We start from the raw sequence: 25,227 nt of genomic DNA on the forward strand, positions 1-25,227 counted from the left end.
ATAAATCTTATCGGTAATACCGGGCAAAAATTTAGACACATCCAATTATATTATGAAATTTTTAACAAATACATAGAATATTTATGAAACTGCCCCAGATAATTTCGTAAAGTTATTGACCCACTCAACAAGCTTTCCAGCTTCAAGCGGCTTGGAATAGTAATACCCCTGTATAATTGGATTTTCTGAATTAGTTAAGAGGAATTTCATCTGCTCTTCAGATTCCACTCCTTCAATGACCACCTTCAGTTTCAGGGAATGGCCAAGGCTGACTATTGCTTTCATGATCGCAGAGTCCTTTTCCGATTGCGGCACATCATCAACAAATGACTTATCAATTTTCAGGGTCTCAATTGGCAGTCGCTTTAAGTAGGATAAGGAAGACACACCTGTTCCAAAATCATCGAGGGCAACTGTGAACCCGTACTCTTTGAATTCACTCACTGCCCTGATGGCATTTTCGATATGGTCAATGACGCTTGTCTCGGTAATTTCAAGTTCTAGGTACTTGCTTTCAATCCCATACTTGGCGACACTCTGCTTCAATGAATCCATTAACTGCGGCGATGTAAAATAGGAACCTGGTATATTGACCGCTACTTTAAAAACTTCATTGCCTTCAGCTGCCCAAAAGGCAATTTGCTCACACACATGATCAATGAGCCAATCTGTCACCTCATGCATCTTTCCATTTTCTTCAAGAATAGGGATAAAAACACCTGGGGAAATCATTCCATGTACAGGATGCTTCCAGCGAAGCAAAGCCTCAACACCAAAGACCAGTTGTGAATTGGAACAGACCTTCGGCTGATAAAGAACAAATAGTTCTTCTTCATGTATAGCCCTGTCAATATCATGGATGAGATTCCGTTCAAATGCGAGGGTATGTACATTCGGGTCATATTCGATAACCTCATGCTTAAAAGCTATTTGGGAATGCTGCAGCACAGCTATAGTATTGGAAAATAAATCTTCATGGTCATTTCCTTGTCTGCTTGCTACAGCGCAAACCATATCAATCACAATTTTCTTTTCGTTGATGACTATAGGTTTCTTCAAAACTGCAGTGATTGTTTCCAGGGAAATTTTTAGTTTTTCATAGTCACGGCCATCAGCAGAGATCAAGGCAAAACGATTGCCCTCAATTCGGTAAATTACACCGAATCCTGGCTTAAGCCTGTTGAGAATATCACTTACTGCTCTAATCACTTCATCGCCAAACTCATATCCATACCTGCTATTCCACTTTTCCAAGCCATGCAAATGGATAATTGCAAGACTATTCGGTACAGAAGTATTCATCATTTTTTCAAATTGTCGCCTATTAGGCAGACCTGTCAAGGCATCGAAATGGTTCAAACGGAAATCTACATAACGGTCAAGCAGACTGGACAATCCCGTAAGTCCCAAAATAACTCCTATTCCCAAAGTTACAGCAACAATCAGCAAGTGCAGATTCATTTTTGCATGATGAGTTGGTGGTACCATCGAACCCTCTGTATAAAAAACAACTGCCTCCATGCCTGTATAATGCATGCTCGCAACTGCAAGTCCCATAAGCAAGGATGTAATTGTTTTGACATAGAAATTCCCCATGAACCTCTGCATACTTGTAAATATGTACAATGCTACATAGGAAACAATGATGGCGATGACAATGGACAGGGCAAAAATGTTTGGCCTATAGGCATATTCAATATCCATTTTCATGGCTGACATTCCGATATAGTGCATCGCAGCGATTCCAATTCCCATGATGATGCCAGCAAAAATTTGCGGCCAGCACGTTAGATTGGTCCGATTCGAGATATAGAATGCCAGATATGAAGCCAGTACTGCAGGTGCAACCGATAAAATTGTCAGAGGAATATTATATTTCATCGTAGCAGGCAGCATGAATGCGCTCATGCCGATAAAATGCATCGCCCAAATCCCAAGCCCCATTGCAATGGATGCAAGAATCAGCCAGAAATTGCGGCTAAAAAAGCCGTTTTGTTTGATTCTCTCGTTCATCGAAAGAGCTGTAAATGAAGCCAGGAAAGCTATTACGACAGAAAGAAAAACTATTGGGAGCGAATATTCTCCCTGTAAAATTGTAATATTGTCTGAATCGGGTATTGAAAACATTGTAGGCAAACATCCTTTTTAGTTTTTCATGTTGTTAATATGGTATTTATATCGGCGACAGCTGCATTTTGTTTATTAATTCACCTGGAATCAAGGATCATTAGAATAAAAAAAACGCTGCACAAGGCAGCGGTCTAAATCTAAAATTATCAAACAGATTATTAGCAATCATTACTATTATTCCTTCTCATTATTTGCTGCCTTCTCCAGTCTCCTGAATCTCCTTAAATCAGCCGGCCTGATTGGCAGCGGTTCTTTTTTAAGAAGTTTGAGGATTGCGAACATCAGCAACAGTAATAAGACTGTAAATGGAAGCGCCGCGATAAGTGAAGCGGTCTGCAGGGCTTCCAGTCCGCCTGCGTATAGCAATACGGCGGAGATAGCAGCCATCAATGATCCCCAGACAATTTTCGCAAAAAGCGGCGGATGCAGGCTTCCCGAAGTAGTCATACTTGCAAGTATATAAGTGGCAGAGTCGGCCGATGTTACCAGGAAAGTAAAGATTAAAATAATTGAAAAAACCGATAGAATCGTCGTCATTGGCAAAAATTCGAAGGTCTTGAAAAGTGCGGAAGTTAAATCAGCATTTACTGCAGCAGCAATTCCAGTGTCGTGATTTAAGTCATTCCATAATGCAGTACCACCAAAAGCAGCGATCCAAAGGCAAGCTATGAGTGGGGGAATTACCATGACACCAAATATAAATTCCCTAATGGTCCTGCCCTTAGAAACACGTGCAACGAATGCACCGACAAACGGTGACCAGGCGATTGCCCAGGCCCAGTAAAAAATTGTCCAATCCCGGGTCCATGTTCCTTCCTGATAAGGCTGCAGCCTCAAGCTATATTGAATGAAGTTGGCAAAGTAATCACCAATGGCCAGAGTGAAACTTTCCATGATAAATACCGTGGGTCCGGCGATTAATACGAAAAGCAGGAGTAGGATCGCAATTCCGAGGTTCAAGTTACTCAGCATTGCGATGCCTTTATCCAGCCCTGTTGATGAAGAAATCATATAGGCAACAAACATAATAAGGATAATGACCATCTGTATACCAATTGAATTACCTGTATTAAACACTGCGTTAAGGCCGCCATTCATCTGTAATACTCCAAGACCAACTGAGGTAGCAATCCCCATTACTGTCGCCACGACAGCCAAGGTATCGATTGTATTTTTTACCACTGGTTTATTGCCAGTAATCGGCTCTAGTGCTGTGGAGACAAGCCCGTTTTTTTGCTTGCGGAATTGCAAAAATCCAATTACAAGGCCGACAATCGCAAATACAGACCATTGGCTGACACCCCAGTGGAAAAAGGAATATCCCATGGCGATCCTTGCTGCATTTCTTGATTCTCCTTCAATACTCGCAAAAGGAGTATTAAAAAAGTGGCTCATTGGTTCAGCGATACCCCAGAATACAAGACCCGCTCCGAACCCTGCAGAGAAAAGCATCCCTATCCAGGTGAAAAAGGAGAATTCAGGACGTTCCCCTTCACCGCCAAGTCGGATTGCTCCATATTTGCTAACAGCAAGGCCAATTAAAAATAGCACAATAATAAACACAGCCAGTAAATAAAACCAGCCAAAATTAATTGTTGTGAAATCAAATAGTTTTCCTGCTATTTCACCAAACGCTTTTGGCTTAATAGCTCCAACTACGACGAACAGCAGTATCACCGCAGCCGACACTGAAAAAACAAAGTTAGAGAAAATATTCCTGATCATGTCAGCCTCCATAATTCATGTAATTATATCTACTATGAACAATTTACAGTAGGTACCTTTATAAATTTTATTCTGCAATGACTGCACCTTCATTATCCATAGGAGATCTTAAAGAAAAAATGAACGCTTAGATCCCTAAGCGTCCATCCTGTTAAAAAGTTTTACTTAAAAATTCACGTGTACGCTCTTCGACCGGATTTTCAAAGATATCTTCAGGATGCCCAACTTCAACGATCCGTCCACCATGCATATAAACAACCCAATCCGCAACTTCACGGGCAAAGCCCATTTCGTGTGTCACGACGACCATCGTCATTCCGTCCTCGGCCAGTTCTTTCATTGTAGCGAGAACTTCTCCCACCAGTTCCGGGTCCAAGGCCGATGTTGGTTCGTCAAAAAGCATGATATCAGGTTTCATAGCAAGCGCCCTGGCGATAGCTACCCGCTGCTTTTGTCCGCCGGAAAGCTTGGATGGATATACTTTTTCTTTATCTGCGAGTCCGACTTTGCCAAGCAGTTCCCTTGCTTCCTTAATTGCCTGCTCCTTACTGACGCCTTTTACGTGGACTGGGGCCTCTATGATATTCTCAATCACATTTTTATGAGGAAATAAGTTAAAGTGCTGGAAAACCATTCCGATTTTCTGGCGCACTTCATTCAAATCGTGGGTATTCGCGTTTATTTCCTCACCCTCGATGATGATTTGTCCATTGTCCTTGACCTCCAGGAAATTCAGGCAGCGGAGCAACGTACTTTTTCCAGAACCACTGGCCCCAATCAGGCAGACTACATCACTTTCTTTTACAGTAATATCAACATCCTTCAATACATGAAGGTCACCAAACGATTTATTAAGCTTATTCACTTTGATCATATCTCTACCTTCCAAAACAATTTCCCCCTTAATCACTTACCGAAAGTTTCTTCTCAAGAAGTCCTACTAATGCTGATATCAAGTAAACTAGGAATAGATAATAGACAGCGACAATCAGCAGGTATGTCATATTGTCAAAATCGTTTGCCCCTTTTGTGGTCGCTACATTGAATAATTCATACATCCCAATGAAGGCTGCCAGAGAAGAGTCCTTGAGACCGATGATAAATTGATTTCCAAGCGGCGGCAGAGCACGACGGAATGCCTGTGGAAGGATGATTCTTCTCATTGTCAGGTTTCTGCTCATTCCAAGTGAGCGTCCCGCTTCCATTTGACCCTTGTCGATTGATTGGATTGTTCCCCTGAAGATTTCCGCAATATAGGCTCCGTTGTGGAATGCAAGCCCAAGCGCCACAGCCCAAAATGCGGACATATTTAGAGTTGTCATTCCAAAGTAAAAAATGAAGATTTGCACGATGAGCGGGGTCCCTCTGACCAAATAGATATAGGCATTCGCAATCCATTCCAAGACTTTAATGCCTGAAATTTTAAGAAAGGCAAAAAACAAACCTATGAAAATAGCGATTAATATCGAGACGGCAGTAACCTGCAATGTAAGCAGCATGCCTTTGAGGAAAATATCATAAGTGTCGAAAAATACTTCTATAACATGCGTTAAACTTGGCAAAATTCATTCAACTCCCTGTGAACTTCTGTTTTAACTCTTCACGTTTTTCTTGCTGTTTTTATCTGGCATCATCCAGCCTAATGTTCCAGCATGCGCTTCATATCGTTAATAAAACAGCAAATTAAGCAGAAACGAATGTGCAGTCATACCGCACATTCGCTTCCGAGTGACAGCTTATTTTTCCGGATCCGCAGTGATATCTTCACCGAAGTATTTTTCACTGATTTCTTTCAACGTCCCATTTTCTCTTAATGTTTCCAATGCCTCGTTGATTTTCTTCAGCAATTCTTTGTTGTCTTTTGCAACTGCAATTCCCTGCTCACTGCGCCCAAGGAGCTCCTTGCCCTCGATTTTCAATCCGGCACCGATCGCTTCTTTACCTGTAATAAAGTCCGTTATAACAGCGTCATGCCTTCCATTGGCCAACGCTTCTAAAGCTGTTACGTCACTGTCATAAAGCACAATATTATCTGTCACTTCTTCTGCTGTCTTTGCATATGTAGATCCCTTTGAAACGGCTACTTCCTTCCCTTCCAGGTCAGCAAGCTTCTCTGCTCCACTGTCAGTTCTTACAAATATCTGTGGTCCAGAATAGTAATATGGTGTAGAAAAGTCTACATGCTTTAAGCGATCTTCATTAATCGTATGGCTGGCAACAGCTGCATTGAATCGCCCTGTTTTAACGCCTTCTACGATACTTGCAAATTTGAACTTCTTCTGGCTTGGTTCAAGTCCCAGCTCTTTTGCAACAGCTTCAGCCACATCGATATCAAACCCGGACATCTTTCCTTCCCCATCTGTGATACTGAATGGCTTGAATTCGCCTGATGCCGCAAATGTAAAGTTTCCATCCTCAGCCAGCTTCATGCCTCCTTCACCGCCAGAGGCTTTTTCATCGCTGCCACAAGCAGCCAGGATCCCTGCCATTGTCACAATAAGTACGAATATCGATAAAATTTTCTTCACTTTCTAAAACTCCCCCTCTAAATTTATCTTTTTGTCTTCCAATGCTTGCCGTACTAAAAATCCCGACAGTTAGAAGCAAAGTTTATTTACCCCTTTTGAGAGGTTGATAAACTTCCTTTTTTTGCTTGATCTCTTTTCTCCCCCCAACAAACGTTATGACTATAATTGTAACAATCCTGTAATATGCTCTCAAAATTCAAATTATCTGATAATTCGTGATATACCAGTGTATTTCATGCTCTCGTTTACTCAGCTTGCTTAGCCTCCCTTTTCCCCTAGGATCCTTTCAGATGCTCCCGATTCTTGCCTGGTCGACAGAAATCACCGAATTTTGACGTTATATCAGAAAAGCCAGGAGATTTTGCATCAACTTTCGTGAATTTCCCGATATGCTTATAAAAACTTCCTTTTTCGAACGAAGTTCCTAAAATTCACACTTTCTGCATATTCAAGCTCAACTGCATGGTTTGTCCCCATCCTTCATATCATGGTGATGAGGAGGTTAACCATGTTATTATTTAATGTTTATGTCTTCTTTACCCTTGCTTGCGTGACCTTTATATCTATCATAATGGCTAACCGTTTTAAGTCTGGAATGAACTTGATGTCAGGTATGATCGTTACCATGTTTTTCGGAATGAATGCCGGGATCACATCAGGGATTTTACTTGGCAGTATCCATCAGGGTGATCTGTTCCTTTCTACTATGCTCGGGATGGTTATAGGAGCTTTTTGCGGGGTGGGACTTGGATTTGTATTTAGTACAGCTTCCTCAATTGAGGGTTTTATGAGTGGGTTGATGGGTGGAATGATGGGGGCTATGCTTGGCGAAATGCTTTTGCCGGAAAAAGCACTGATTCTCATCCAATTTTTTTTAACTCTTACTGTATCATCTATATTCCTATATAAAATTTTGCAACAAACAAAGTCTGCTATTAAATCCTCTAGAGACGTTATCATACCTTTCCTCAGCTTTATCTTGCTGGCCTCATATCTATTAACAGGGAATTTACTAGGTAATGCCTGGATCGAGAACATTGAGCAAAAATCAGAAGACCAGCAGCATCTGCACCATCCTTAACGCCAAGGGGATTAATTTATGTAAAGAAACGGCAAAAAAATTCGCCGTTTCTTTTTTTCTTAGTATGAGTTTGTACACTAAAAACCTTCATGCAATCCACTTGCCTTCAACAAACGATAAATATCTTTCTTCAATTGCAAAAAGACATCATCAGTAAGTATACGACCCGTCCTTGGCCTATTAAACGGCACTTTCATTTCCTTGATTACTTTTGCAGGTCGAGGAGAAAGCAGGTAAATTCTATCTGATAAAAAAATCGCCTCTTCGATATTGTGCGTAATAAAAAGCACAGATTTCCGCTCTTCTTCCCAAATGGACAGGAGCCATCTTTGCATCTCAAATCTCGTGAACTCATCCAAAGCGGAAAATGGTTCATCCAGCAGCAAAACAGACTGTGGACTTAAAAGAGCCCTCAGGAAAGCGACTCTTTGTTTCATGCCGCCCGACAGTTGATTGGGATAAGCTTTCTCATAGTTTGATAACTTTATCTTTTCCAGCCACATTTTCGCCTCAGCTATGTCACGTTTTCCGGAAAGTTCCTGGCCAAGCAAGATATTGTCCAATACTGTTCTCCATGGAAAAAGCGCTGGCTGTTGAGGCATATAGCCTATATTCCCAGTTTCTCCATTGATTTTGCGTCCATCAAGGTGCAGTTCCCCTTTGTCAGGCTGAACCAATCCACCTATGCATTGAAAAATCGTACTCTTCCCGCTGCCAGAAGGACCAATGATCGATACAAACTCACCTTCATTCACATGCAGTGAAATATCTTCCAGCACCAAACCTGTTTTTTCGAAGGATTTAGTAATGCTGTCAATTCTGATTTTGGCTTCCATTATTCCCATCCTTTTGGCATCCATTTAATCAGACGTTTTTCCATCAAAACAATCAGCCCGTAGAAGAACATACTGAAGATGATGATGATGAAAATCGCTATGAAAACCCGGTCAGTCCTGAATGCGGAAGAGGATAAGGTCATAAATAAACCGAGTCCTTTTTCAGCACCAAGCCATTCAGAAATCACAGCACCCATTACGCTATATGTCGCCGCAATTTTCAAGCCGGAGAACATCGGAGGCAGGGCATTTGGAAGTTCAAGCTTCATAAACATCTGTAAATCTGTGGAACCCGACATTCGCATGTAATGTCTGAGTTCACCCGGAACATTCCTGAACCCATCAAGGCAGGCAATTGTAACCGGGAAAAAGCAGATTAATGTAATCAGGATCAATTTTGGCAGAAAACCGAATCCGAACCAAATCACAAATAATGGGGCTATCACGATTATCGGGACATTTTGCGATAGAATCAAGAATGGATAGAATGCATTCCGAAGTGAAGGAACTAAGTGCAGAGCCATTGCAATCATAAAGCCGATTGTCACCCCAAGTAAAAGTCCGGCAATAGCCAGGTACAATGTTGCTCCTATATCTGAGAGAAATAAAGAATAATTTGTCATTGCTTCCCTAATAATGAGGGATGGGGCAGGCAGCAGCCATGCGGGGATTTCTTTAAAATATGCAACCCCTTCCCATAGCAGCAAAGCAAGGAGGAGAACCAGACTTGGTCTCCATCCATTCTTCAAAATCTCTCTCATTACCGATATTTCTCCGTTAGTCGATCCATAGTGATTCCTTCTGGCTGATAAAGGATTTTTACCTGGGAAATGACATTTGGCGAGCCAAGTTCGACCATTTTTTTATTCATCTCGGCAATCACATTTAATAATTGCTCCAGGTTTCCTTCCATTGTCGTTTCAAGCGGATGGACTTCAAATTTCACACCAGAGGCATCAATGATTTTGATTGCTTCATCCACCATTCTAATGACTTCTTCCGTTGTTGCAGCCTTAGGGATGATTTGTACACTTACAAGAGAATTTGCCATTCGTAACTCCTCCTTATTCAGGTAAAAATTCGTTTGTAAAAGCTTTTTCAGCATCCAATTCTTTCTCGAGAAGACCGTGGTCAAACATCCACTCACTGTAGTTCTCCCAAACCTCAAGCTTCTGTTCTCCCCATCGCCCTGCATCATCCTGATATTTGGGAGAAAGCCACTCCTGGCTCTTTTTTACAAGCTCTTCGTCCAAATCCGGTACTGCCTTTAGCAGGATTTCCGCACTATCCTCTGGATGTTCAATCGCAAATCCATATCCCTCCGTAAGCGCAGCCATGAATGCTTTAACGGTTTGCGGATCATTTTTGATCATCTCTTCATTTGTGCTGATGACAGGCGTGTAGTAATCCAATTTATTTGAATAATCGGTCAGGTACACCATATTGATTGGCTCATTACGGAGCTCAGCTTCGACACCCGTCCAGCCATAATAAATCCAGGCAAAATCAATATCACGCTTCACTGCAGTGAAAAAATCAGAATCGCCCATGTTGACAATTTTCACTTTCTCCACATCAGCATCATCCTGTTTCATTAATGAACTGATGACTTCTTTTTCGATCGGTGATCCCCATCCGCCATAGGTTTTCCCTTCAAAATCCTTAGGAGAAGCAATATTTTTTGCTTTTGGGGAAGCAAATCCCGATGTATTGTGCTGGATGACCGCAGCCAATGAAACGATAGGGATTCCCTGGATCCTTGCCTGAGTAATTCCCTCCTGGTAGCTCACACCAAATTCTGATTTGCCCGATGCGACAATCTGGTCCGCTCCTGCTTCACCCGGCATGATAATATCTACATCCAGGCCATTCTTTTCAAAAAACCCTTTTTCCTTTGCCACATAAATGCCCGTATGGTTCGTATTGGGCGTCCAATCAAGTACAATCGATACCTTCTTCAGTGATTTTTCCTTCTCAGCCGACGACTCGCTGGATGAGCAGGCCGCCATGCTCAATACCAAGAAAAACATCGTTATCAAACTTGCAAATTTCCTCATAACTTTCCCTCTTCTCTAATTTAATTGACAATGAAGCTGGAAAAGAAGGCTGGAATAAGAATTGATTTTCACATAATAAAAAATGCGCCCGGGAAATCCCAGGCGCACGAAAAAATCCATAATAAACGAATACACGTCTATCAGAAGATGTTCCCTACGCTGGTACTAGCCAGATCAGGTTAAAGGGTCAGCATCTCTGGATACTTTCTCAGCCGGCACCACCGGCTCCCCTACATTTCCTATTCTCCAATTGTCATCTTAAATATATAGAAGTTTTTTTGATTCGTCTAGAATAATTGCATTTCAGAACAAAAAAACTTCAATCCAAGGAAGGATTGAAGCTTCTTAATGTATGATTCCTACTGGGTTCGAACCAGCGACCTCTACCCTGTCAAGGTAGCGCTCTCCCAGCTGAGCTAAGGAATCGTTATTGAGTTTGTCCTTTTTGGTGAGGACATTTATTAATATATACTGGAATGGTTGCATTGTCAATAATTTTATAACATCTCAATTTTATCTTCTCCTAAACTTCTTATTGCCTGGATCACTCTATTAATATAGGCATCCTCATGGAGAACAAAATCTTTTTTAGAGACTATTCTACTAAGTAATTTTTTTGCACCACAATCATCAATCTGAAATCCTTCGACACTGATTTCTTTTGTATCCCCAAACCAGAGTTTTTCAATGTCGTCCAGGCTAGCTTTCACTATTCCGGAAACTTCCTCTTCTTGAAGGTGATAAGATTCATTTGGGACATGCTGATTATATACATACACATGGCATAGCTCTTTATCTATGAAATCAGCACTGACAAGAGAACCTTTGATTACTCCAAGTGAAACAATGTCCACGAATGATAATTTTACTCCCAGCTCCTCTTCCACTTCCCGTAAGCCGTCCAATTTGGTTTCATGCGCTAAAATATGTCCCGCCGCTGTTATGTCCAATAAATCGGGATAGTCTTTTTTATCCGAGCTGCGGATTTGATAAACAAGATAGTCCTTTCCGCCAACCCTCTCGGTAAACCAACAATGAAAAGTTTCATGCCAGTGTCCTTTTTTATGTACTTCAGAACGCGTTGCCGTCCCCAGTGGATTCCCCTGGTCATCAAAAATTCGTAGCATTTCACTCTCCATCAAAATCCCCCCATTAAGTTCATTATAACATTAATTTCCAACGCGAAAACTATACGAACATTCGTTCTAAAAAATATTGAATAAGGAACAAATGTTTGGGTATAATAAGAATATAGAATTTGGGAGGTGAACACACATGAATAAGCTGCTAACAAAATCATTAAAAGAAAAGCTCCCTGTGGAGATGATTTATCTAGCTGCAAATAATCAGATTACTCAACGAAGAATCATTGTAAAAGAAATTCGCGGCAGTTATTTTAAAGCATTTTGTTTCCTTAGAAATGATGAACGGTTATTCAAAGTTGAAAACATCCTTTCCGTCATGCCAGAAAAGCGAAAATTCCTCAAAACAAGCTAAAAAAAGAAGCCCCCGATTTGAGGACTTCTAAAAAGCTTATTAGCTTGCTGTGTTCGGCTCAGGCGTATCGTTTCTCTTGATTAATAATTGCAAAGCAATGATTAAAACAAAAGAACCAAGGCCGATAATATCGGTAATTTTTTCAGGGTAGATCAGCATCAAACCACTTACAACCCCAATGATTCTCTCATACCAGAACAACTTCCTCAGCCAGAAACCAATAATCCCTGCACCAATCAACATCATTCCAGCAAGTGCTGTAAACACTACCCAAATTAAGTAATACCATGTAGTATCAATCATTAACAATTCTGGAGACAACACGAACATATATGGAATAATGAACGCTGCAATTGCCAGCTTTGCCGAGTTTACGCCGGTCTTTATTGGTTCACCGCCAGATACACCTGCCGCCGCAAATGCCGCCAGGGCAACTGGAGGTGTTATATCCGCAATGATTCCAAAATAGAACACGAATAAATGGGCAGATAGATCAGGTACTCCAAGTAAAATGATTGCCGGTGCAGCGATTGTTGAAGTAATGACATAGTTCGCTGTTGTCGGGGACCCCATGCCCAATATCAAGGATGCAATCATCGTAAACACCAGGGTAAGAAGTAAATGTCCGCCGGCCAGATCCAATAATCCATTGGCGAGCTTTAAGCCCAATCCTGTTTTTGTTACGACACCCACAATGATACCAGCCGCAGCAGTAGCAGCCGCAACTCCTAACGCCGTGCGGGCACCATCAACAAGCGCGTCAATCATATCCCTGAAACCAATCCGTGTTTCTTTCTTAATTGCACTGACTAAAACTGTGATAAGAATACTCCAGAGAGCTGCCCGCATAACACTCATGCCGCTAACCATCAGGACAATTACCGCTAATATTGGAAGCAGCAAATAAATCTTTGCCAGCACTTCTTTGCGATCAGGCATTTCCTCATCCTTCAATCCACGAAGACCAACACGTTTTGCTTCAAAATGTGTCATGATCCAGATTCCTGTGAAATAAAGAAGTGCTGGAATTGCTGCAGCCTTTGCAATATCCCAATAAGTGATTCCACCGCCAATGAACTCTACCATCAAGAATGCTGCCGCACCCATGATTGGCGGCATTAACTGACCGCCGGTGGATGCCGATGCTTCTACGGCACCAGCAAACTCTTTTCGGTAACCAAGTTTTTTCATCATCGGGATCGTAAAGGATCCGGACGTCACAACGTTAGCTACAGAACTGCCGCTGATCGTTCCTTGAAGGGCACTTGAAAAAATCGCTACCTTTGCTGGACCACCTACTCTTTTTCCTGCAATGGATACAGCAAGATCATTAAAGTATTGGCCTACACCTGTTTTTACAAGGAATGCTCCAAATAATAAGAACAAGAAAATGAATGTAGAGGATACACCCAATGGCGTTCCTAAAATACCTTCCGTAGTGAAGAACATCGTCTGGATTAAGCTGTCTAATTCAAGTCCTCTATGTGCAAGGAATCCTGGCATGTATGGGCCATATAAGCCATATACCATAAACAGTATCGCAATAATAGTTATAGGAAGTCCAACCGTTCTCCTGGTTGCTTCAAGTACAAGCACTACAGCGGCCAATCCAATATAAAAGTCCATCGGAGTAAGCCTGCCTACCCGGTTTACCAATTCATCGATCATTAATGGCCAATAAGCACCGACTGCAACCGCAATAAGGGCCAACAAAATATCATACCAGGCGACTTTATTATGTACCCTGTCTTTCTTTCGTGCAGGGAATAATATAAAGATCAATGCCAGTGCAAACCCTAAGTGAATGGATCTTTGCAGCTGAGCAGTTAAAACTCCGAATATCGATGTGTACAACTGAAACAATGAGAATGACAGCAACATTACAAATGCAATCGTGCCCATTATCCCCTTCAATTTCCTTGAGGCAGCTTCAGGATCGTATTTTTCAAGCAGTTCCTGCTGTTCCTGTTCTGTTAAAGTTTCATTTTTCATGCTCAAGGATGTTCACTCCCTTCATCTGCTGAATAAAATTAATTTTTTTCACTTCAATCCTCACTCTCGTACCTGGTTCGATAACCTGGACAAGCGGAAAGGATACCTTACCTTGGACAAATGTATGATTTGCCCTGACCTTGCCAACCCGCAGGTCAAAATGCTCAAACCTTCTGTCCATATTCTTAATATAGTATCTTCCATTCTGCATCTCGAACTTCTCACCCTCAGCAACATCTGAAGGCATACCAATCGCAAAATCTTCATATTCCAGTTCATATTGCTGAATGTCATTTTGGTCAGTCACTCGATAGCTTTCGATGACGTCCGAGAGGTGGATAGAATGCTTATACTTTATCTTAAATGTTTCACCCGGAGCAATAGGAACATAGCAGAATATATTATCTCTTTCAGGTTGAAGAAAAACAAGTGCTTGTCTATAAGGAATATACATTGAGATTATTACGATAAAAATAATGAGGAGCAACAGAACGAAGATCATGGTTTTTGTCTTAAATAATTTCATTGATTCTGCCTCGCCTGTACAATGACTATCATTGAGGTTTGATATTTATTCAGTAAAAAAGACCGTGTATGAGTTCGGTCTGTCCTTTCGGGGAACTCGCCGGAGTGCAAAATCATTCCCGAATATGAATTGACCGGGCAAAATCCCCTTAAGGATTTTGTCCGGCCACGTTTTGCCTATTACTCAGCAGCTTTGATTCCCTTTTCGTCAAAGTACTTCTGAGCTCCTGGATGTACATCAATACCTACACCATTCAAAGCATTTTCAGCCTTGATTTGCTTTGCTTTAGCGTGTTGTACCTGATCAAGGTTTTCGAAGATCGCCTTAGTGATATCGTAGACAACATCATCTGAAAGATCTGCTTTTACTACAAGCATCGCAAGAACAGCTACTGTTGGCACATCAGAACCTAATTTGTAAGTTCCAGAAGGCACTACTTCTTTTGCATAGTAAGGATACTTTTTAATTAGTTCATCCGCTTTGTCAGCGTCTACAGGAACGATCACAACTTTTTCTGTTGCTGAAAGTTCTTCAACAGCAGCAGTCGGATGTCCAGCTGTTACGAATGCAGCATCAATATTGCCATCTTTAATGCCATTTACTGATTCATCAAAGCTTAAATCCTGCTTTTGGATGTCATCCAGTGACATACCGTATACTTCAAGGATTTGTTCAGCGTTCGCTGCAGTACCAGATCCAGGTGCACCGATTGATACTTTCTTGCCTTTAAGGTCTTCAACTGTTTTAATTCCTGATTTTTCAGTTGTAACGATCTGAATCGTTTCAGGGTATAGCGTACCAATTGCCTTGATATTGTCAATCGCATTTCCGTCAAACATCAGCTTTCCTTCAGTAGCATAGGAAGCGATATCTGTTTGTGTGAATGCAATTTCACCTTTGTTGTCTTTGATGCTCTGCATATTTTCTGCAGAAGCTCCTGTTGTTTCAGCATTTGTATCAATACCAGTTGCCTCAGAGACAATGTTTGCAAATGCTCCGCCCAACGGGAAGTATGTACCACCTGTCCCACCAGTAAGGATGCTCATGAATTTCGGTTTTTCTCCTGATTCCCCTTCGCCGCCCTTTTCATCAGAGCCGCCACCACATGCTGCAAGAACCATAGAAAGCACTAGCATCAATGCAGTGAACAAAAGAAATTTTCTTTTTTTCATCAGAATTCCCCCTTATTGATATAGAATTGTTCATCATAATCTTAACATATGACTTCACACAATTGTCAAACAAGTTACTTGCTTACTAAATCATAGTGAATCTCTACAAATAGATTGCCGTAAAAGCTTTTTCAAAATACATATGCTAAAATCGTTTTGACGGCAAGAGATTACATTGCAGATTGATCGATTTGGAGGTAAGTAAATGAATTATCCAATTGGCAAAATTGAAGAAATCACACTGCAAAGCAAGGAGTTGGGAGAAGAAGTAACGATGCTGGTATATTTGCCGGCAAACTATTCTCCTCTATATAAATATTCTCTGTTGATTGCACAGGATGGCCGCGATTACTTCCAGTTGGGAAGAATCGGGCGAATCGCTGACGAACTTCTTGGAAAAAAGGAAATTGAAAACGTCATCATTGTCGGTATTCCCTATGTATCTGTTGAGGACAGACGGAGAAAGTATCACCCGAAAGGCGAACAGCATCAAGCCTATATCCGTTTTCTCGCTCACGAGTTAGTTCCTTACTTAGATGAGCAATACCCAACCTATCAAATGGGAATGGGACGGGCTTTGATCGGCGACTCACTCGCAGCGACTGTATCCCTGTTGGCAGCGCTTCAATACCCACACACATTCGGAAGAGTGCTGCTGCAGTCCCCATATGTGAATGACGATGTGCTGACTGCCGTGAAAAACTTCAGCCAGCCTGAATTATTGAATATTTATCATACTGTCGGCGAAAAGGAAACTGAAGTAAAAACAACTTCTTCCACAAACAAAGATTTCCTTACCCCTAACAGGGAGCTTTCGGGCATTTTTAAAGGAAATGGGTATTCTTATTTTTATGAAGAATTCAACGGAGACCATACATGGACTTACTGGCAGCCTGATTTGAAGCGTGCCATTAAACTGATGTTTTCGTAAAAACCCGCAAAAAATTCAGCACTGTTGTAAAACTTTAATCTGGGTTTGGGAAAAGTAGTCAAAAAGGACATAATATAAACAGTGCGTCTTTATACTATATATTTAGAAAATTTGTTATAATGAATGATAAATCATAATTTCGTTTTTTTACAATTAATCTATATAGCACTACACAACTGAAACGGGGGTATTGAGATGAAATTTGGTATTGTCATTTTTCCATCGAAGAAAGTCCAGGATTACGCAAATTCATTAAGAAGACGCTATGACCCGCATTATGCTTTGATTCCGCCGCACCTGACTTTAAAGGCTGCATTCGAGGCAACAGAAGAAGAAATAAAAGAAATCGCCAGCAAAATTTACACGATCGCCAAGAATTTTGACCCAGTTAATATTAAAATTACTAGAATTGGATCATTTAAGCCTGTCAATAATGTCATTTATTTAAAAGTTGAATCTCCGGAAGAATTAGATAAGCTTCACCATGAGCTAAATTCTGCGTTTGACGGCGGACAGGAATACAATTTCGTCCCTCATATCACTATTGGGCAAAAAATGTCAGACGATGAGCACTCAGATGTATATGGTTCATTAAGAATGACAGATGTGAATTTCGAAGATACTGCCGATCGGATCCATTTGCTGTATCAGCTTGATAATGGCTCTTGGACAGTATATGAAACATTTCGTCTTGGAAAGGAATAATCATCCGTGGAAGTAAAAATCGTAGAAACTGAACAAGAAATGTCAGACGCATTTGATGTTCGCAAAACCGTATTCATTCATGAACAAAAAGTTCCTGAAGAAGAAGAAATCGACCAGTACGAGTCAGATGCCGTGCACTTTGTATTATATGATGATAATGGAAAAGCCGCAGGTGCCGGAAGATTCAGGGTACTGGACGGAATCGGCAAGGTAGAGCGCATATGTGTTCTGAAAGAAAATCGCAGCACCGGGGCTGGGATCGCAGTCATGAATAAAATTGAAGAGTATGCGAAATCACAGGGAATCACCGATTTGAAATTGAACGCCCAAACACATGCCATTCCCTTCTATAGCAAACTTGGCTATGACACTGTCTCCGAGGAATTCCTTGATGCAGGCATCCCGCACAAAACGATGAAAAAAAACATTTAATTCGAAAAAGCTCCTTCCTGAGAATTGGAAGGAGCTTTTTTAACGAAGAAAAAAGCACTTCAGCTGAGTTTAGATCGACTCGCTGTAGTGCTTTCCTTTTCCTGTTAATTCAGCATACGTCTGGCTGACTACATGTGGATTTACCCGTTTCTTGTAAATGCGTTCTGTCCTTGGATAATGAAAATCTGATGCCGCCATCTGCATGCGCGCCACTGGCTCCTGCTGAGAGCGCTTTTGGACTGTAACGACTTCCTGCTGCTCCTGTTCATGGCCTTTTTGGACAGGATCCTCTTTACGGATCCTTGATATTTTCCCTATTTGAAATGGATCATAATCTGTACCGATTTCTCGTTCAGCATATTGTATATATTGATAATTCGTCACTGGAAGAATATATCCCATTCTGATTTCCCCCAAGCTAATTAGTTTTTTTAAGGAAACTACACTATATCCTTCTGATGATGTTCCCTTTTTATGACCGTATCAAACAAAGAATTAGAAAATATTTCATGATTCTTCAAACTCTCAATCTGGTTTAAAACTACCTTACGCTAAAAATCATATTCTGTTATGATAAAGATTGTGCTATTTTTGGACGGAGATGAGGAAAAACATGAAAACTGCGAAGTTAAACCTGCAAATCATTAACCTTGAACAGTATAATCGTGAGGATTATCAGAAGCTTTATGATGACGGAAAAAAAAGCAAGCTTCTCTGTTCTGTTTGCGGGGAACCAGTCAGACTGTACCTTGGAATACAGGACAAGCCTCATTTCTATCACCTTTCTGCCAAGGAAGATTGCATTGAGAGCATTGAATACTCTCCGCAAATCCAGCATTCTGAAGAAACAGAATATATTGAGCGGAATGGATTCAGAATACCTAAATCTCGTACGATAACGATTGAAGCTGAAAAAGAAGAGATGTTTATCTCTCCCAGGGAAGTTAAAATCCCTTCCCCGTTTGCACCTGTGCCTCCACTTGTGCCAGGAGCAAAGCAAAATTATTTAAAACAGCTTAAGAACTCTGGTATCAAGTTTGATGGAAACCAGGAAAAAGCTGTGGTTTCAATTGATGGACCCTTATTGGTTCTTGCAGGAGCCGGCAGCGGCAAAACGAGAGTACTGACGGCAAGAACCGCTTACATGCTTGAAGAAATGGAAATTGACCCGGGTTCTATCATGCTTGTCACCTTCACTGCAAAAGCTGCCGCTGAAATGAAAAAGCGGATCACCCATTATCCAGGTATGTCTCCAGCAAAAGTCAACAAGCTAGTCGCCGGGACTTTCCACAGCATCTTCTATCGAATTCTTTGCTTCCATGAACGGGAAAAATGGTCATCTGACAAGCTGTTGAAAAAGGATTGGCAGCGGGAACAGATTTTAAAGGAAGCTGGCAGAAAGCTTCAGCTCGATGAGAAGGAATTTGCGTATGACCTTGCGCTTCAGCAGATTGGCCTATGGAAAAATACAATGCTCATGCCCGATGAGGTAAAGCCTGAATCACCATGGGAAGAAAAAGCAGCCCTGCTATACAAAGACTATGAATCTGAAAAGGAAAGACAAGGACTGTTCGATTTTGATGACATGCTTTTAGGCTGTTACAGGCTCTTCAGGGATCAGCCTGGCACTCTGGAAATCTATCAAAATCGCTTTCAGTATTTTTTAATAGATGAGTTTCAGGATATCAATAAAGTCCAGTATGAACTTGTCAAAATGCTTTCTGGCAAGTCAGGCAATGTCTGTGCCGTTGGAGATGACGACCAATCCATTTATTCATTTCGCGGCAGCGATCCTGCCTATCTGTTCAAGTTTAAGGAAGACTTTACTAACACCAAATTAATCATCTTAAATCAGAATTACCGCTCTCCTCATGAGATTGTAGAGACTGCCAATACACTTATTTCGGCTAACCTCACCCGCCATGACAAAGAAATGCGGGCGCAGTTTGCAAATGATTGCCCGCCAGTCATCTTCCACCCATATGATGAGGAAGAAGAGGCGACCATGATTATTACTGATATAAAGGAAAGAATTGAAAAAGGAAACCGTCCAGGGGAATTTGCCATTTTATTCCGTACCAATGCCGGAAGCCGGGCGGTTTTTGAAAGGCTTGCAAACTCAAGCCTGCCCTTCCGTATTGATCAGGACATAGAATCATTTTACGAGCGGTTCATGGTAAAGGGCATGCTTTCTTTTCTGAGGCTAAGCTTGAATCCTGATGATTCAGAAGCGATAAAAAACATTCTGCCCTCTCTGTTCCTGAAACAGTCGGTATTCCGTGATCTGCAGGCAAACAGTATCCTGAACGATTGCACCATGCTTGAAGCTCTAGAGCATGTGAAAACAGGATTTGCCTTCCAGGAGCAAAAATTGAAAAAACTGATTCCAATCGTGAGATCCATCTCCTCCCTCTCTCCAGTAACTGCGATTGATATCGTTGAAAAGGATTTAGGGTATCAGGATTTTATTAAAAAGCGCGGCAATGAGGGGAATCAGCTCGAAAAAGGATCGGATGACATCAGGGACCTTAAGGTGGCAGCACGCAATTTCAAGACGGTCGGAGAATTCATTGAACACGCCGACCATATGACTGCTATGAATGCAGAAATCAAACGGAGCAGCAAAAGTTTAACGGACGCGATTACACTCAGCACCATCCATCGGTCAAAAGGGCTCGAGTATGAAAATGTCTATATAATCGGGACTGTTGACGGCAGCATTCCTCACGATTATGCTCTTGATTCTTACCGGAATGGAGACCGGCAGCCGATGGAAGAAGAACGTAGGCTTCTATATGTAGCTGTGACCAGGGCCGAGAAGAACCTTTTTATTTCCGTCCCCCAGAAAAGGCGTGGAAGAAAAGCGAATGCATCCCGTTTCTTGTCCAATTTGAAAAAAGAAAATGTAAAAGCAGGACCTGGGGAATAATCCTCAGGTCCTGTTTTTACATGTAGGTTGTTACTTCTTATTGATCATCTTGGAAATCTGCCCAAAATCAAGCTGCTTTCCGTCCTTAACAATGGATTCAACAATTTTATCTTCCATATCCTTATTCACAGGTTTATTGGCAATCTGGGATACACGGCGGATTACGCCTCTAACTGTTTTCTCATCTTTAAAATTCGCATTTTGCAAAGAATTCGCAAGTTCAAAAACATCCTTCATGTTTACGCCAGTCTTCTTTTCTATATTCTTGAAGAAATTATTATCCATGTAAAATCACGCCTCCTTCATTAGCTACTCTATAGTATGAAGGAAGCCAAAAATGGTGATTAAAGAGGTGAAGCACGAATTACTTACAAAGCCGCTATAAATCTCGACTGATGGGCTAATTAATTTTATTCCGAAAAAGCCGTTTCTAGAGTGAAACGGCTCCTTCTGATTCGTGAATTAGTTGTAAAAGCTTGCTCCTACAATAATCAACAAAATAAACAAGACAACGATCAAAATGAAAGTGGAACCGTAATAGCCGCCACCACCGTATCCATATCCGCCGCCGCACCAGCCGCCGTAACCGTAACTCATTATTCTTCACCTCACTTTGTATTACTCAATAGCAATATATGTGAGGGCACAAGCATATGTATGGGCGAGCTCCCATCCTTTTAGGTATTGGGTAGGCTTTTTTTCGCAGAAATTTCTTTGGTAAGCATCCATCCATGTGAATATTTCCCAAGAAGTCATATTGAATCAAAATCAGGAAAAGCTGATTCAAGATATTCATCATATAAGTCCACGGACATATTTCCAGTACGATCCACTTCTGCATAAAAAACCTGATCCAGCTCAAATCCTTTTGCCTGCAGCTTTCCATAAAGCTGTACTTTGTTTACACCTGCAATCTTTAAGTTTTCTTCAATAATTTTGCCATCCATGACTACAGAAACCGGAACAGATTCACGTGCAATTCCATCCATCACATCTTCATAACGGACAGGCTGTTTTGCCTTTTTCAATAAAACACTCAATTCCCCGTTTGAATCGAGCGAGGCAAATTCAACATCGGCAACATTGAAGACACTTTTCTTTCGGAGTTGTTCAAGCAGTTCATCGATGCTGTATTTTTCCTTGCGCAAATTCTTCTCTACTACATTCCCTCGTTCGATGAAGATTGTCGATTTCCCTTCAACAATCCTGCGGAAAGTCCTGCTTCTTAAGGAAACCATTGAAATGGCTAAAGGGACGAATGACCAGACTATCATGCTGGCTACTCCGTCCCTCAAGCTTAAATCCGGGTCCATTGATAACGTTCCTGCTATATCGCCAACCGTAATGCCAACAATATATTCAAAAAATGACAGACTGGAAAGCTGCTTTTTCCCAAGAAGTTTTGTAATGAAGAATAAGCCAATAATTAGCATAATGGAGCGTATGACGGTTCTTAAAATATCTGGCATTGTATCATCCCTTGAATCAAACTATAAGATCTCAACCCTTAGGCTTAAAAATCAGTGCGCCGATAAAACCGAAGATGACTGCAGCGGAAATACCAGAGCTTGTGATTTCAAACATTCCTGTCAGGACACCTACCAAACCGTGTTGTTCAGCTTCCTGCAAGGCGCCATGGACGAGCGCGTTGCCAAAACTGGTGATTGGGATTGTAGCACCAGCACCGGCAAAATCGACCAATGGCTCATATAGACCAACACCATCAAGTACAGCTCCAATCACGACGAGCAGACTCATTGTATGACCAGGCGTCAGTTTCACGATATCAAACATCAGCTGGCCGAACACGCAGATCAGCCCTCCAATAACAAAAGCCCAGAAAAACATTGGTAGCAAGGCAGTTCCTCCTTTCTAGTTCTTTTCGATTGAAACGGCGTGGGCAATGCATGGAATGCTTTCTTTCTGCTGGAAAGACAGCGGGGAAAGCAGCGCACCGGTGGCCACTACGAGAATCCTTTTGTATATACCATTCTTCATTTGGTTCAATAGATGGCCATATAAGACGGAAGCAGAGCAGCCGGCACCGCTTCCCCCTGATTGAACGGGCTGGTCATCGTTATAAATCAATAATCCGCAATCCTTGAATTGTTCCCTTGAAATATTCAGTCCCGCCTGCGATAACAACTCATATGTTGTCGCCTGGCCAATCCGGCCGAGGTCGCCAGTGACAACAAGGTCATAATGTGAGGGATCAATATTCAGATCTTTGAAATGTGAAATAATTGTATCAGCAGCAGCCGGTGCCATTGCCCCGCCCATATTGAAAGGGTCGGATAGCCCCATATCCACCACTTTTCCGATAGTGGCCGAGGTCGTGACAATTTTCCCCTGCTTATCCGGGTTGTCGGTCACCACTGCAGCTCCGGCTCCCGTTACTGTCCACTGAGCAGTTGGCGGCTTTTGTCCTCCGTACTCAGTCGGATAACGGAACTGCTTCTCAACTGCGGAATTATGGCTAGAAGCACCTGTTACTGTCTTTTTTGCACCTTGATAATTCACGATGAAAGAAGCAAGTGCCAATCCTTCCATCGAGGTTGAACATGCGCCAAACAAACCAAAGTAAGGAATTTGCATCGTCCTGGCCGCGAAACTGGATGGCGTAATCTGATTGATCAGATCACCCGCAAGCATGAAGTGCATGTCTTCTTTCGTTAAGTTCACTTTTTGCAGTGCTGAATTGATTGCTTCCTCCAGTAACTGGCGATGAGCTTTTTCATATGAGTCCTGTCCCATCCATAAGTCGTCATGGAGTACATCGAAATCAGCAGCCAGCCTGCCTTCCGCTTCAAATGGACCGCCTGATGCTGCCCATGATTCAATGACAGGACGGTTGGCAAATTGCCATGATTGCCTTCCAATCAGCATCTACAGCACCCCCATCATGATTAGTAACGTCTTGACCAGTGCTACGATAAAAGCAGAAAACACTCCAAACAAAATGACAGACCCGGCGAGCTTAAACATATTACCTCCGACACCGAGGACAAAGCCTTCCGTGCGATGTTCAATTGCAGCGGAAATGACTGAATTCCCGAATCCTGTAACCGGAACAGCACTCCCTGCACCGGCGAATTGCCCAATATGGTCATAAATTCCGAAACCCGTTAACAGCATGGATAGGAAAATCATGGTCGCAACCGTTGGATTCCCTGCGGTTTGTTCTGTAAAGTTGAAAAAATAGATATAAAAATAGGTGATAGCCTGTCCAATGAGACAGATGGTTCCACCTACAAGAAATGCTTTAATGCAGTTTTTTACGACTGGCCTCTTAAGCTCATGCTTTTGTTCGAGCTCCTGATACTGTTGTTGCTCAGGTGTAAGCTTTTGCTTTTGTTTATCCCCCATCTCACCCATCCTTCCTTAAGTCATTTCTTTTTTTAATGAGATGATTCGCTGCAGCTGCTTTTCCGCCTTTTTTTCCGGATAGGCCGGATCCTTCATTTTTTCACGCAATTCAATTGCTTCAATGAAAATCTTGAAGTCGCTTGAAACAATGAAGTTTTCACCTGGGTAGTTCTTTTCGAGCTTCTTATTGATTTCTTTCTCAATCCTTTTCATCCCAAAGCGCTTCATATGTTTCACTTTATACGCAACCAGAGTATCTTCTTTCCCGGCAATGACAGCCACATCATAAATTTCATCCAGCGCTTGAATATCCTTTTTCACCTTCTCAGCCAATTGGACATTTTTATGATCAAAATCATTCGTGGCTCCTGGGTCCGGATTGACGGATTGAATCATTGATGCCCTGCTGTCTGGAGATGTTTTTCCCAATGAACAACCGGCGGTGCCGGCGGCAATGATCAGCAGCATGAGTAAAGCAATTGCGGCCTGTTTTATTTTCATCATTAATCCCTTCCTATACTTCATCTTATTGTTAAAATTATTTTCCACGTCTAAAACCAAATTTATGAATATTTTATTGCGGGTATTATTTCCATGTACTGTAAAAATGGTCTAATTAGCTTTCCCCATACACAACAAAACGCCTGCCAAAATGGCAGACGCTGCTTTTATTCCTGTTTTTTCTTTTTACCGCACCCACAGCCGCGCTTTTTACGTACTCGGCGGGTTGCAGCACTGCGCTTGGATTCTGTCGAGCTAGGCTGGCTGCTGTTTGTTTTTTGCTTATCCTCCATGATTACAACTCCTTCATTAAAGAGTCCATATGCTATTTTATGAAAAATTGTCCATAGGTGTTCTGGACGGACTCACTAAAAAAACAGCAACATTAAATAATTCAGCTCAATCCTTCACGAAATGATGCTGAATGATCGAGGAAATTCCCGCAATTGCCAGGATCGTGATGAACGGCATTGATTGTTGCGGAATTAATGCGTAAGCACCATAAATGGCCGCTGCACACCAAATGCCTGTACACCAGTGGCAGCTTAATAATTCGCCAATCCAATATCTGATTCCTGTTCCCTTGATTTCTATATACGTTTCGCTGCTTCCGTCTTCCTGCGTCTCTTCAATTGTTTCATGGAATGGCGCACGAAGAAACTCGGTGATTGTATCGTAGACGATCAGCCTGGTCAAACGGAAGCTAGCCAGGACCAAAAGGAATAAATCCATCCAGCTATCCACGCTTCCCACCCCCTGCCTATAACCAATTACTTCAGCATATGCTCAGCGAATACCTATGTATAGGCTCAAGCCTGT

Annotated in this window: 29 protein-coding genes, 1 tRNA gene and 1 riboswitch; of the genes, 6 read left to right on the forward strand and 24 right to left on the reverse strand. The window is 41.8% G+C overall.

The window, feature by feature from the left end; genetic code table 11:
• Positions 1 to 81: 81 nt before the first annotated feature.
• The 5 genes from ACXAEA_RS17075 to ACXAEA_RS17095 form a co-directional block, all read right to left on the reverse strand.
• Positions 82 to 2,127, reverse strand: a complete 2,046-nt coding sequence (locus tag ACXAEA_RS17075; protein WP_475097064.1) for a bifunctional diguanylate cyclase/phosphodiesterase — start codon at positions 2,125 to 2,127, stop codon at positions 82 to 84.
• 177 nt (positions 2,128 to 2,304) lie between these two features.
• Complete coding sequence (locus tag ACXAEA_RS17080; RefSeq protein WP_475097065.1) at positions 2,305 to 3,855, reverse strand: BCCT family transporter; 1,551 nt, start codon at positions 3,853 to 3,855, stop codon at positions 2,305 to 2,307.
• Positions 3,856 to 4,006: 151 nt separating this feature from the next.
• Entirely contained in the window at positions 4,007 to 4,729 is a 723-nt protein-coding gene (locus ACXAEA_RS17085) for an amino acid ABC transporter ATP-binding protein (protein ID WP_475098155.1), read from the reverse strand.
• A 28-nt stretch (positions 4,730 to 4,757) separates the two neighbouring features.
• Positions 4,758 to 5,417, reverse strand: a complete 660-nt coding sequence (locus ACXAEA_RS17090) for an amino acid ABC transporter permease (protein WP_475097066.1) — start codon at positions 5,415 to 5,417, stop codon at positions 4,758 to 4,760.
• A 174-nt stretch (positions 5,418 to 5,591) separates the two neighbouring features.
• Complete coding sequence (locus ACXAEA_RS17095; RefSeq protein WP_475098156.1) at positions 5,592 to 6,344, reverse strand: transporter substrate-binding domain-containing protein; 753 nt, start codon at positions 6,342 to 6,344, stop codon at positions 5,592 to 5,594.
• A 547-nt stretch (positions 6,345 to 6,891) separates the two neighbouring features.
• Between ACXAEA_RS17095 and ACXAEA_RS17100 the strand changes: the two genes are divergently transcribed.
• Complete coding sequence (locus ACXAEA_RS17100) at positions 6,892 to 7,464, forward strand: hypothetical protein (RefSeq protein ID WP_475097067.1); 573 nt, start codon at positions 6,892 to 6,894, stop codon at positions 7,462 to 7,464.
• A 77-nt stretch (positions 7,465 to 7,541) separates the two neighbouring features.
• Here the strand turns inward: ACXAEA_RS17100 and ACXAEA_RS17105 are convergent, their stop codons facing one another.
• The 6 genes from ACXAEA_RS17105 to ACXAEA_RS17130 all read right to left on the reverse strand — a co-directional run bounded on the left by ACXAEA_RS17105 (position 7,542) and on the right by ACXAEA_RS17130 (position 11,496).
• Positions 7,542 to 8,300, reverse strand: coding sequence for an ABC transporter ATP-binding protein (locus ACXAEA_RS17105; protein ID WP_475097068.1), 759 nt, complete (start codon positions 8,298 to 8,300; stop codon positions 7,542 to 7,544).
• Positions 8,300 to 9,061 (reverse strand): ABC transporter permease, encoded by a 762-nt coding sequence (locus ACXAEA_RS17110; protein WP_475097069.1) that lies wholly within the window; start codon positions 9,059 to 9,061, stop codon positions 8,300 to 8,302. Before ACXAEA_RS17110 ends, ACXAEA_RS17105 begins: the two co-directional genes overlap by 1 nt.
• Complete coding sequence (locus tag ACXAEA_RS17115; protein WP_475097070.1) at positions 9,061 to 9,351, reverse strand: thiamine-binding protein; 291 nt, start codon at positions 9,349 to 9,351, stop codon at positions 9,061 to 9,063. The genes ACXAEA_RS17110 and ACXAEA_RS17115 overlap by 1 nt, the downstream gene beginning before the upstream one ends.
• A gap of 13 nt (positions 9,352 to 9,364) precedes the next feature.
• Positions 9,365 to 10,309, reverse strand: a complete 945-nt coding sequence (locus tag ACXAEA_RS17120) for an ABC transporter substrate-binding protein (RefSeq protein WP_475098157.1) — start codon at positions 10,307 to 10,309, stop codon at positions 9,365 to 9,367.
• 182 nt (positions 10,310 to 10,491) lie between these two features.
• Positions 10,492 to 10,599: riboswitch (TPP riboswitch) on the reverse strand.
• Positions 10,600 to 10,710: 111 nt separating this feature from the next.
• A tRNA-Val gene (locus ACXAEA_RS17125) sits at positions 10,711 to 10,783 on the reverse strand.
• Between the two features lie 71 nt (positions 10,784 to 10,854).
• Complete coding sequence (locus ACXAEA_RS17130; protein ID WP_475097071.1) at positions 10,855 to 11,496, reverse strand: NUDIX hydrolase; 642 nt, start codon at positions 11,494 to 11,496, stop codon at positions 10,855 to 10,857.
• A 136-nt stretch (positions 11,497 to 11,632) separates the two neighbouring features.
• Between ACXAEA_RS17130 and ACXAEA_RS17135 the strand changes: the two genes are divergently transcribed.
• Positions 11,633 to 11,854, forward strand: coding sequence for a hypothetical protein (locus ACXAEA_RS17135; protein WP_475097072.1), 222 nt, complete (start codon positions 11,633 to 11,635; stop codon positions 11,852 to 11,854).
• Positions 11,855 to 11,893: 39 nt separating this feature from the next.
• Here ACXAEA_RS17135 and ACXAEA_RS17140 read toward each other — a convergent pair whose 3' ends face one another.
• From ACXAEA_RS17140 to ACXAEA_RS17150, 3 genes are all read right to left on the reverse strand, one after another.
• A complete protein-coding gene (locus tag ACXAEA_RS17140; protein WP_475098158.1) occupies positions 11,894 to 13,846 on the reverse strand; it encodes a TRAP transporter permease in 1,953 nt (650 codons plus the stop codon).
• Entirely contained in the window at positions 13,836 to 14,372 is a 537-nt protein-coding gene (locus tag ACXAEA_RS17145) for a DUF1850 domain-containing protein (RefSeq protein WP_475097073.1), read from the reverse strand. The genes ACXAEA_RS17140 and ACXAEA_RS17145 overlap by 11 nt, the downstream gene beginning before the upstream one ends.
• Before the next feature lie 179 nt (positions 14,373 to 14,551).
• On the reverse strand, positions 14,552 to 15,544 hold the full coding sequence (locus ACXAEA_RS17150) for a TAXI family TRAP transporter solute-binding subunit (protein ID WP_475097074.1): 993 nt from the start codon (positions 15,542 to 15,544) through the stop codon (positions 14,552 to 14,554).
• 205 nt (positions 15,545 to 15,749) lie between these two features.
• On the opposite strand from ACXAEA_RS17150, the gene ACXAEA_RS17155 reads away from it, so the two are divergent.
• From ACXAEA_RS17155 to ACXAEA_RS17165, 3 genes are all read left to right on the forward strand, one after another.
• Positions 15,750 to 16,475: an alpha/beta hydrolase gene (locus ACXAEA_RS17155; protein ID WP_475097075.1), complete on the forward strand. Its 726-nt coding sequence runs from the start codon at positions 15,750 to 15,752 to the stop codon at positions 16,473 to 16,475.
• 195 nt (positions 16,476 to 16,670) lie between these two features.
• Complete coding sequence (locus tag ACXAEA_RS17160) at positions 16,671 to 17,180, forward strand: YjcG family protein (RefSeq protein ID WP_475097076.1); 510 nt, start codon at positions 16,671 to 16,673, stop codon at positions 17,178 to 17,180.
• Between the two features lie 6 nt (positions 17,181 to 17,186).
• Positions 17,187 to 17,612 carry a GNAT family N-acetyltransferase gene (locus ACXAEA_RS17165; RefSeq protein WP_475097077.1) on the forward strand — a complete coding sequence of 142 codons (426 nt, stop codon included), beginning with the start codon at positions 17,187 to 17,189 and terminating at the stop codon, positions 17,610 to 17,612.
• A 69-nt stretch (positions 17,613 to 17,681) separates the two neighbouring features.
• Here ACXAEA_RS17165 and ACXAEA_RS17170 read toward each other — a convergent pair whose 3' ends face one another.
• Complete coding sequence (locus ACXAEA_RS17170; RefSeq protein WP_475097078.1) at positions 17,682 to 18,014, reverse strand: hypothetical protein; 333 nt, start codon at positions 18,012 to 18,014, stop codon at positions 17,682 to 17,684.
• Between the two features lie 211 nt (positions 18,015 to 18,225).
• Here ACXAEA_RS17170 and ACXAEA_RS17175 point away from each other — a divergent pair, with 211 nt between their 5' ends.
• The gene (locus ACXAEA_RS17175; RefSeq protein WP_475097079.1) at positions 18,226 to 20,541 is read left to right on the forward strand and encodes a UvrD-helicase domain-containing protein; all 2,316 of its coding nucleotides are present in this window, start codon (positions 18,226 to 18,228) and stop codon (positions 20,539 to 20,541) included.
• 30 nt (positions 20,542 to 20,571) lie between these two features.
• Here ACXAEA_RS17175 and spoVIF read toward each other — a convergent pair whose 3' ends face one another.
• From spoVIF to ACXAEA_RS17220, 9 genes are all read right to left on the reverse strand, one after another.
• Positions 20,572 to 20,826 carry a sporulation-specific transcription regulator SpoVIF gene (gene spoVIF, locus ACXAEA_RS17180; protein WP_475097080.1) on the reverse strand — a complete coding sequence of 85 codons (255 nt, stop codon included), beginning with the start codon at positions 20,824 to 20,826 and terminating at the stop codon, positions 20,572 to 20,574.
• Between the two features lie 177 nt (positions 20,827 to 21,003).
• Entirely contained in the window at positions 21,004 to 21,138 is a 135-nt protein-coding gene (locus ACXAEA_RS17185) for a YjcZ family sporulation protein (protein ID WP_475097081.1), read from the reverse strand.
• A 155-nt stretch (positions 21,139 to 21,293) separates the two neighbouring features.
• Positions 21,294 to 22,010 carry a DUF421 domain-containing protein gene (locus ACXAEA_RS17190; RefSeq protein ID WP_475097082.1) on the reverse strand — a complete coding sequence of 239 codons (717 nt, stop codon included), beginning with the start codon at positions 22,008 to 22,010 and terminating at the stop codon, positions 21,294 to 21,296.
• Between the two features lie 31 nt (positions 22,011 to 22,041).
• Complete coding sequence (spoVAE, locus tag ACXAEA_RS17195; RefSeq protein WP_475097083.1) at positions 22,042 to 22,398, reverse strand: stage V sporulation protein AE; 357 nt, start codon at positions 22,396 to 22,398, stop codon at positions 22,042 to 22,044.
• A gap of 15 nt (positions 22,399 to 22,413) precedes the next feature.
• Positions 22,414 to 23,427 (reverse strand): stage V sporulation protein AD, encoded by a 1,014-nt coding sequence (gene spoVAD / locus ACXAEA_RS17200; protein ID WP_475097084.1) that lies wholly within the window; start codon positions 23,425 to 23,427, stop codon positions 22,414 to 22,416.
• A complete protein-coding gene (gene spoVAC / locus ACXAEA_RS17205) occupies positions 23,428 to 23,907 on the reverse strand; it encodes a stage V sporulation protein AC (RefSeq protein ID WP_475097085.1) in 480 nt (159 codons plus the stop codon).
• 15 nt (positions 23,908 to 23,922) lie between these two features.
• Complete coding sequence (locus ACXAEA_RS17210; RefSeq protein WP_475097086.1) at positions 23,923 to 24,411, reverse strand: YhcN/YlaJ family sporulation lipoprotein; 489 nt, start codon at positions 24,409 to 24,411, stop codon at positions 23,923 to 23,925.
• 164 nt (positions 24,412 to 24,575) lie between these two features.
• On the reverse strand, positions 24,576 to 24,701 hold the full coding sequence (locus tag ACXAEA_RS17215; protein ID WP_475097087.1) for a hypothetical protein: 126 nt from the start codon (positions 24,699 to 24,701) through the stop codon (positions 24,576 to 24,578).
• 106 nt (positions 24,702 to 24,807) lie between these two features.
• The gene (locus ACXAEA_RS17220) at positions 24,808 to 25,140 is read right to left on the reverse strand and encodes a DUF1360 domain-containing protein (protein ID WP_475098159.1); all 333 of its coding nucleotides are present in this window, start codon (positions 25,138 to 25,140) and stop codon (positions 24,808 to 24,810) included.
• Between the last annotated feature and the right edge of the window lie 87 nt (positions 25,141 to 25,227).

Source organism: Mesobacillus sp. ABV4_180 (assembly GCF_056158485.1).

Bases quoted from the DNA above. Each gene is read 5' to 3' on its own strand.
- ACXAEA_RS17075 (WP_475097064.1), bottom strand. From the start codon at position 2,127: ATGTTTTCAATACCCGATTCAGACAATATTACAATTTTACAGGGAGAA.
- ACXAEA_RS17080 (WP_475097065.1), bottom strand. From the start codon at position 3,855: ATGATCAGGAATATTTTCTCTAACTTTGTTTTTTCAGTGTCGGCTGCG.
- ACXAEA_RS17085 (WP_475098155.1), bottom strand. From the start codon at position 4,729: ATGATCAAAGTGAATAAGCTTAATAAATCGTTTGGTGACCTTCATGTA.
- ACXAEA_RS17095 (WP_475098156.1), bottom strand. From the start codon at position 6,344: ATGGCAGGGATCCTGGCTGCTTGTGGCAGCGATGAAAAAGCCTCTGGC.
- ACXAEA_RS17100 (WP_475097067.1), top strand. From the start codon at position 6,892: ATGTTATTATTTAATGTTTATGTCTTCTTTACCCTTGCTTGCGTGACC.
- ACXAEA_RS17105 (WP_475097068.1), bottom strand. From the start codon at position 8,300: ATGGAAGCCAAAATCAGAATTGACAGCATTACTAAATCCTTCGAAAAA.
- ACXAEA_RS17110 (WP_475097069.1), bottom strand. From the start codon at position 9,061: ATGAGAGAGATTTTGAAGAATGGATGGAGACCAAGTCTGGTTCTCCTC.
- ACXAEA_RS17115 (WP_475097070.1), bottom strand. From the start codon at position 9,351: ATGGCAAATTCTCTTGTAAGTGTACAAATCATCCCTAAGGCTGCAACA.
- ACXAEA_RS17120 (WP_475098157.1), bottom strand. From the start codon at position 10,309: ATGGCGGCCTGCTCATCCAGCGAGTCGTCGGCTGAGAAGGAAAAATCA.
- ACXAEA_RS17130 (WP_475097071.1), bottom strand. From the start codon at position 11,496: ATGGAGAGTGAAATGCTACGAATTTTTGATGACCAGGGGAATCCACTG.
- ACXAEA_RS17135 (WP_475097072.1), top strand. From the start codon at position 11,633: ATGAATAAGCTGCTAACAAAATCATTAAAAGAAAAGCTCCCTGTGGAG.
- ACXAEA_RS17140 (WP_475098158.1), bottom strand. From the start codon at position 13,846: ATGAAAAATGAAACTTTAACAGAACAGGAACAGCAGGAACTGCTTGAA.
- ACXAEA_RS17145 (WP_475097073.1), bottom strand. From the start codon at position 14,372: ATGAAATTATTTAAGACAAAAACCATGATCTTCGTTCTGTTGCTCCTC.
- ACXAEA_RS17150 (WP_475097074.1), bottom strand. From the start codon at position 15,544: ATGAAAAAAAGAAAATTTCTTTTGTTCACTGCATTGATGCTAGTGCTT.
- ACXAEA_RS17155 (WP_475097075.1), top strand. From the start codon at position 15,750: ATGAATTATCCAATTGGCAAAATTGAAGAAATCACACTGCAAAGCAAG.
- ACXAEA_RS17160 (WP_475097076.1), top strand. From the start codon at position 16,671: ATGAAATTTGGTATTGTCATTTTTCCATCGAAGAAAGTCCAGGATTAC.
- ACXAEA_RS17170 (WP_475097078.1), bottom strand. From the start codon at position 18,014: ATGGGATATATTCTTCCAGTGACGAATTATCAATATATACAATATGCT.
- ACXAEA_RS17175 (WP_475097079.1), top strand. From the start codon at position 18,226: ATGAAAACTGCGAAGTTAAACCTGCAAATCATTAACCTTGAACAGTAT.
- spoVIF (WP_475097080.1), bottom strand. From the start codon at position 20,826: ATGGATAATAATTTCTTCAAGAATATAGAAAAGAAGACTGGCGTAAAC.
- ACXAEA_RS17185 (WP_475097081.1), bottom strand. From the start codon at position 21,138: ATGAGTTACGGTTACGGCGGCTGGTGCGGCGGCGGATATGGATACGGT.
- ACXAEA_RS17190 (WP_475097082.1), bottom strand. From the start codon at position 22,010: ATGCCAGATATTTTAAGAACCGTCATACGCTCCATTATGCTAATTATT.
- spoVAD (WP_475097084.1), bottom strand. From the start codon at position 23,427: ATGCTGATTGGAAGGCAATCATGGCAATTTGCCAACCGTCCTGTCATT.
- spoVAC (WP_475097085.1), bottom strand. From the start codon at position 23,907: ATGGGGGATAAACAAAAGCAAAAGCTTACACCTGAGCAACAACAGTAT.
- ACXAEA_RS17210 (WP_475097086.1), bottom strand. From the start codon at position 24,411: ATGATGAAAATAAAACAGGCCGCAATTGCTTTACTCATGCTGCTGATC.
- ACXAEA_RS17215 (WP_475097087.1), bottom strand. From the start codon at position 24,701: ATGGAGGATAAGCAAAAAACAAACAGCAGCCAGCCTAGCTCGACAGAA.
- ACXAEA_RS17220 (WP_475098159.1), bottom strand. From the start codon at position 25,140: ATGGATTTATTCCTTTTGGTCCTGGCTAGCTTCCGTTTGACCAGGCTG.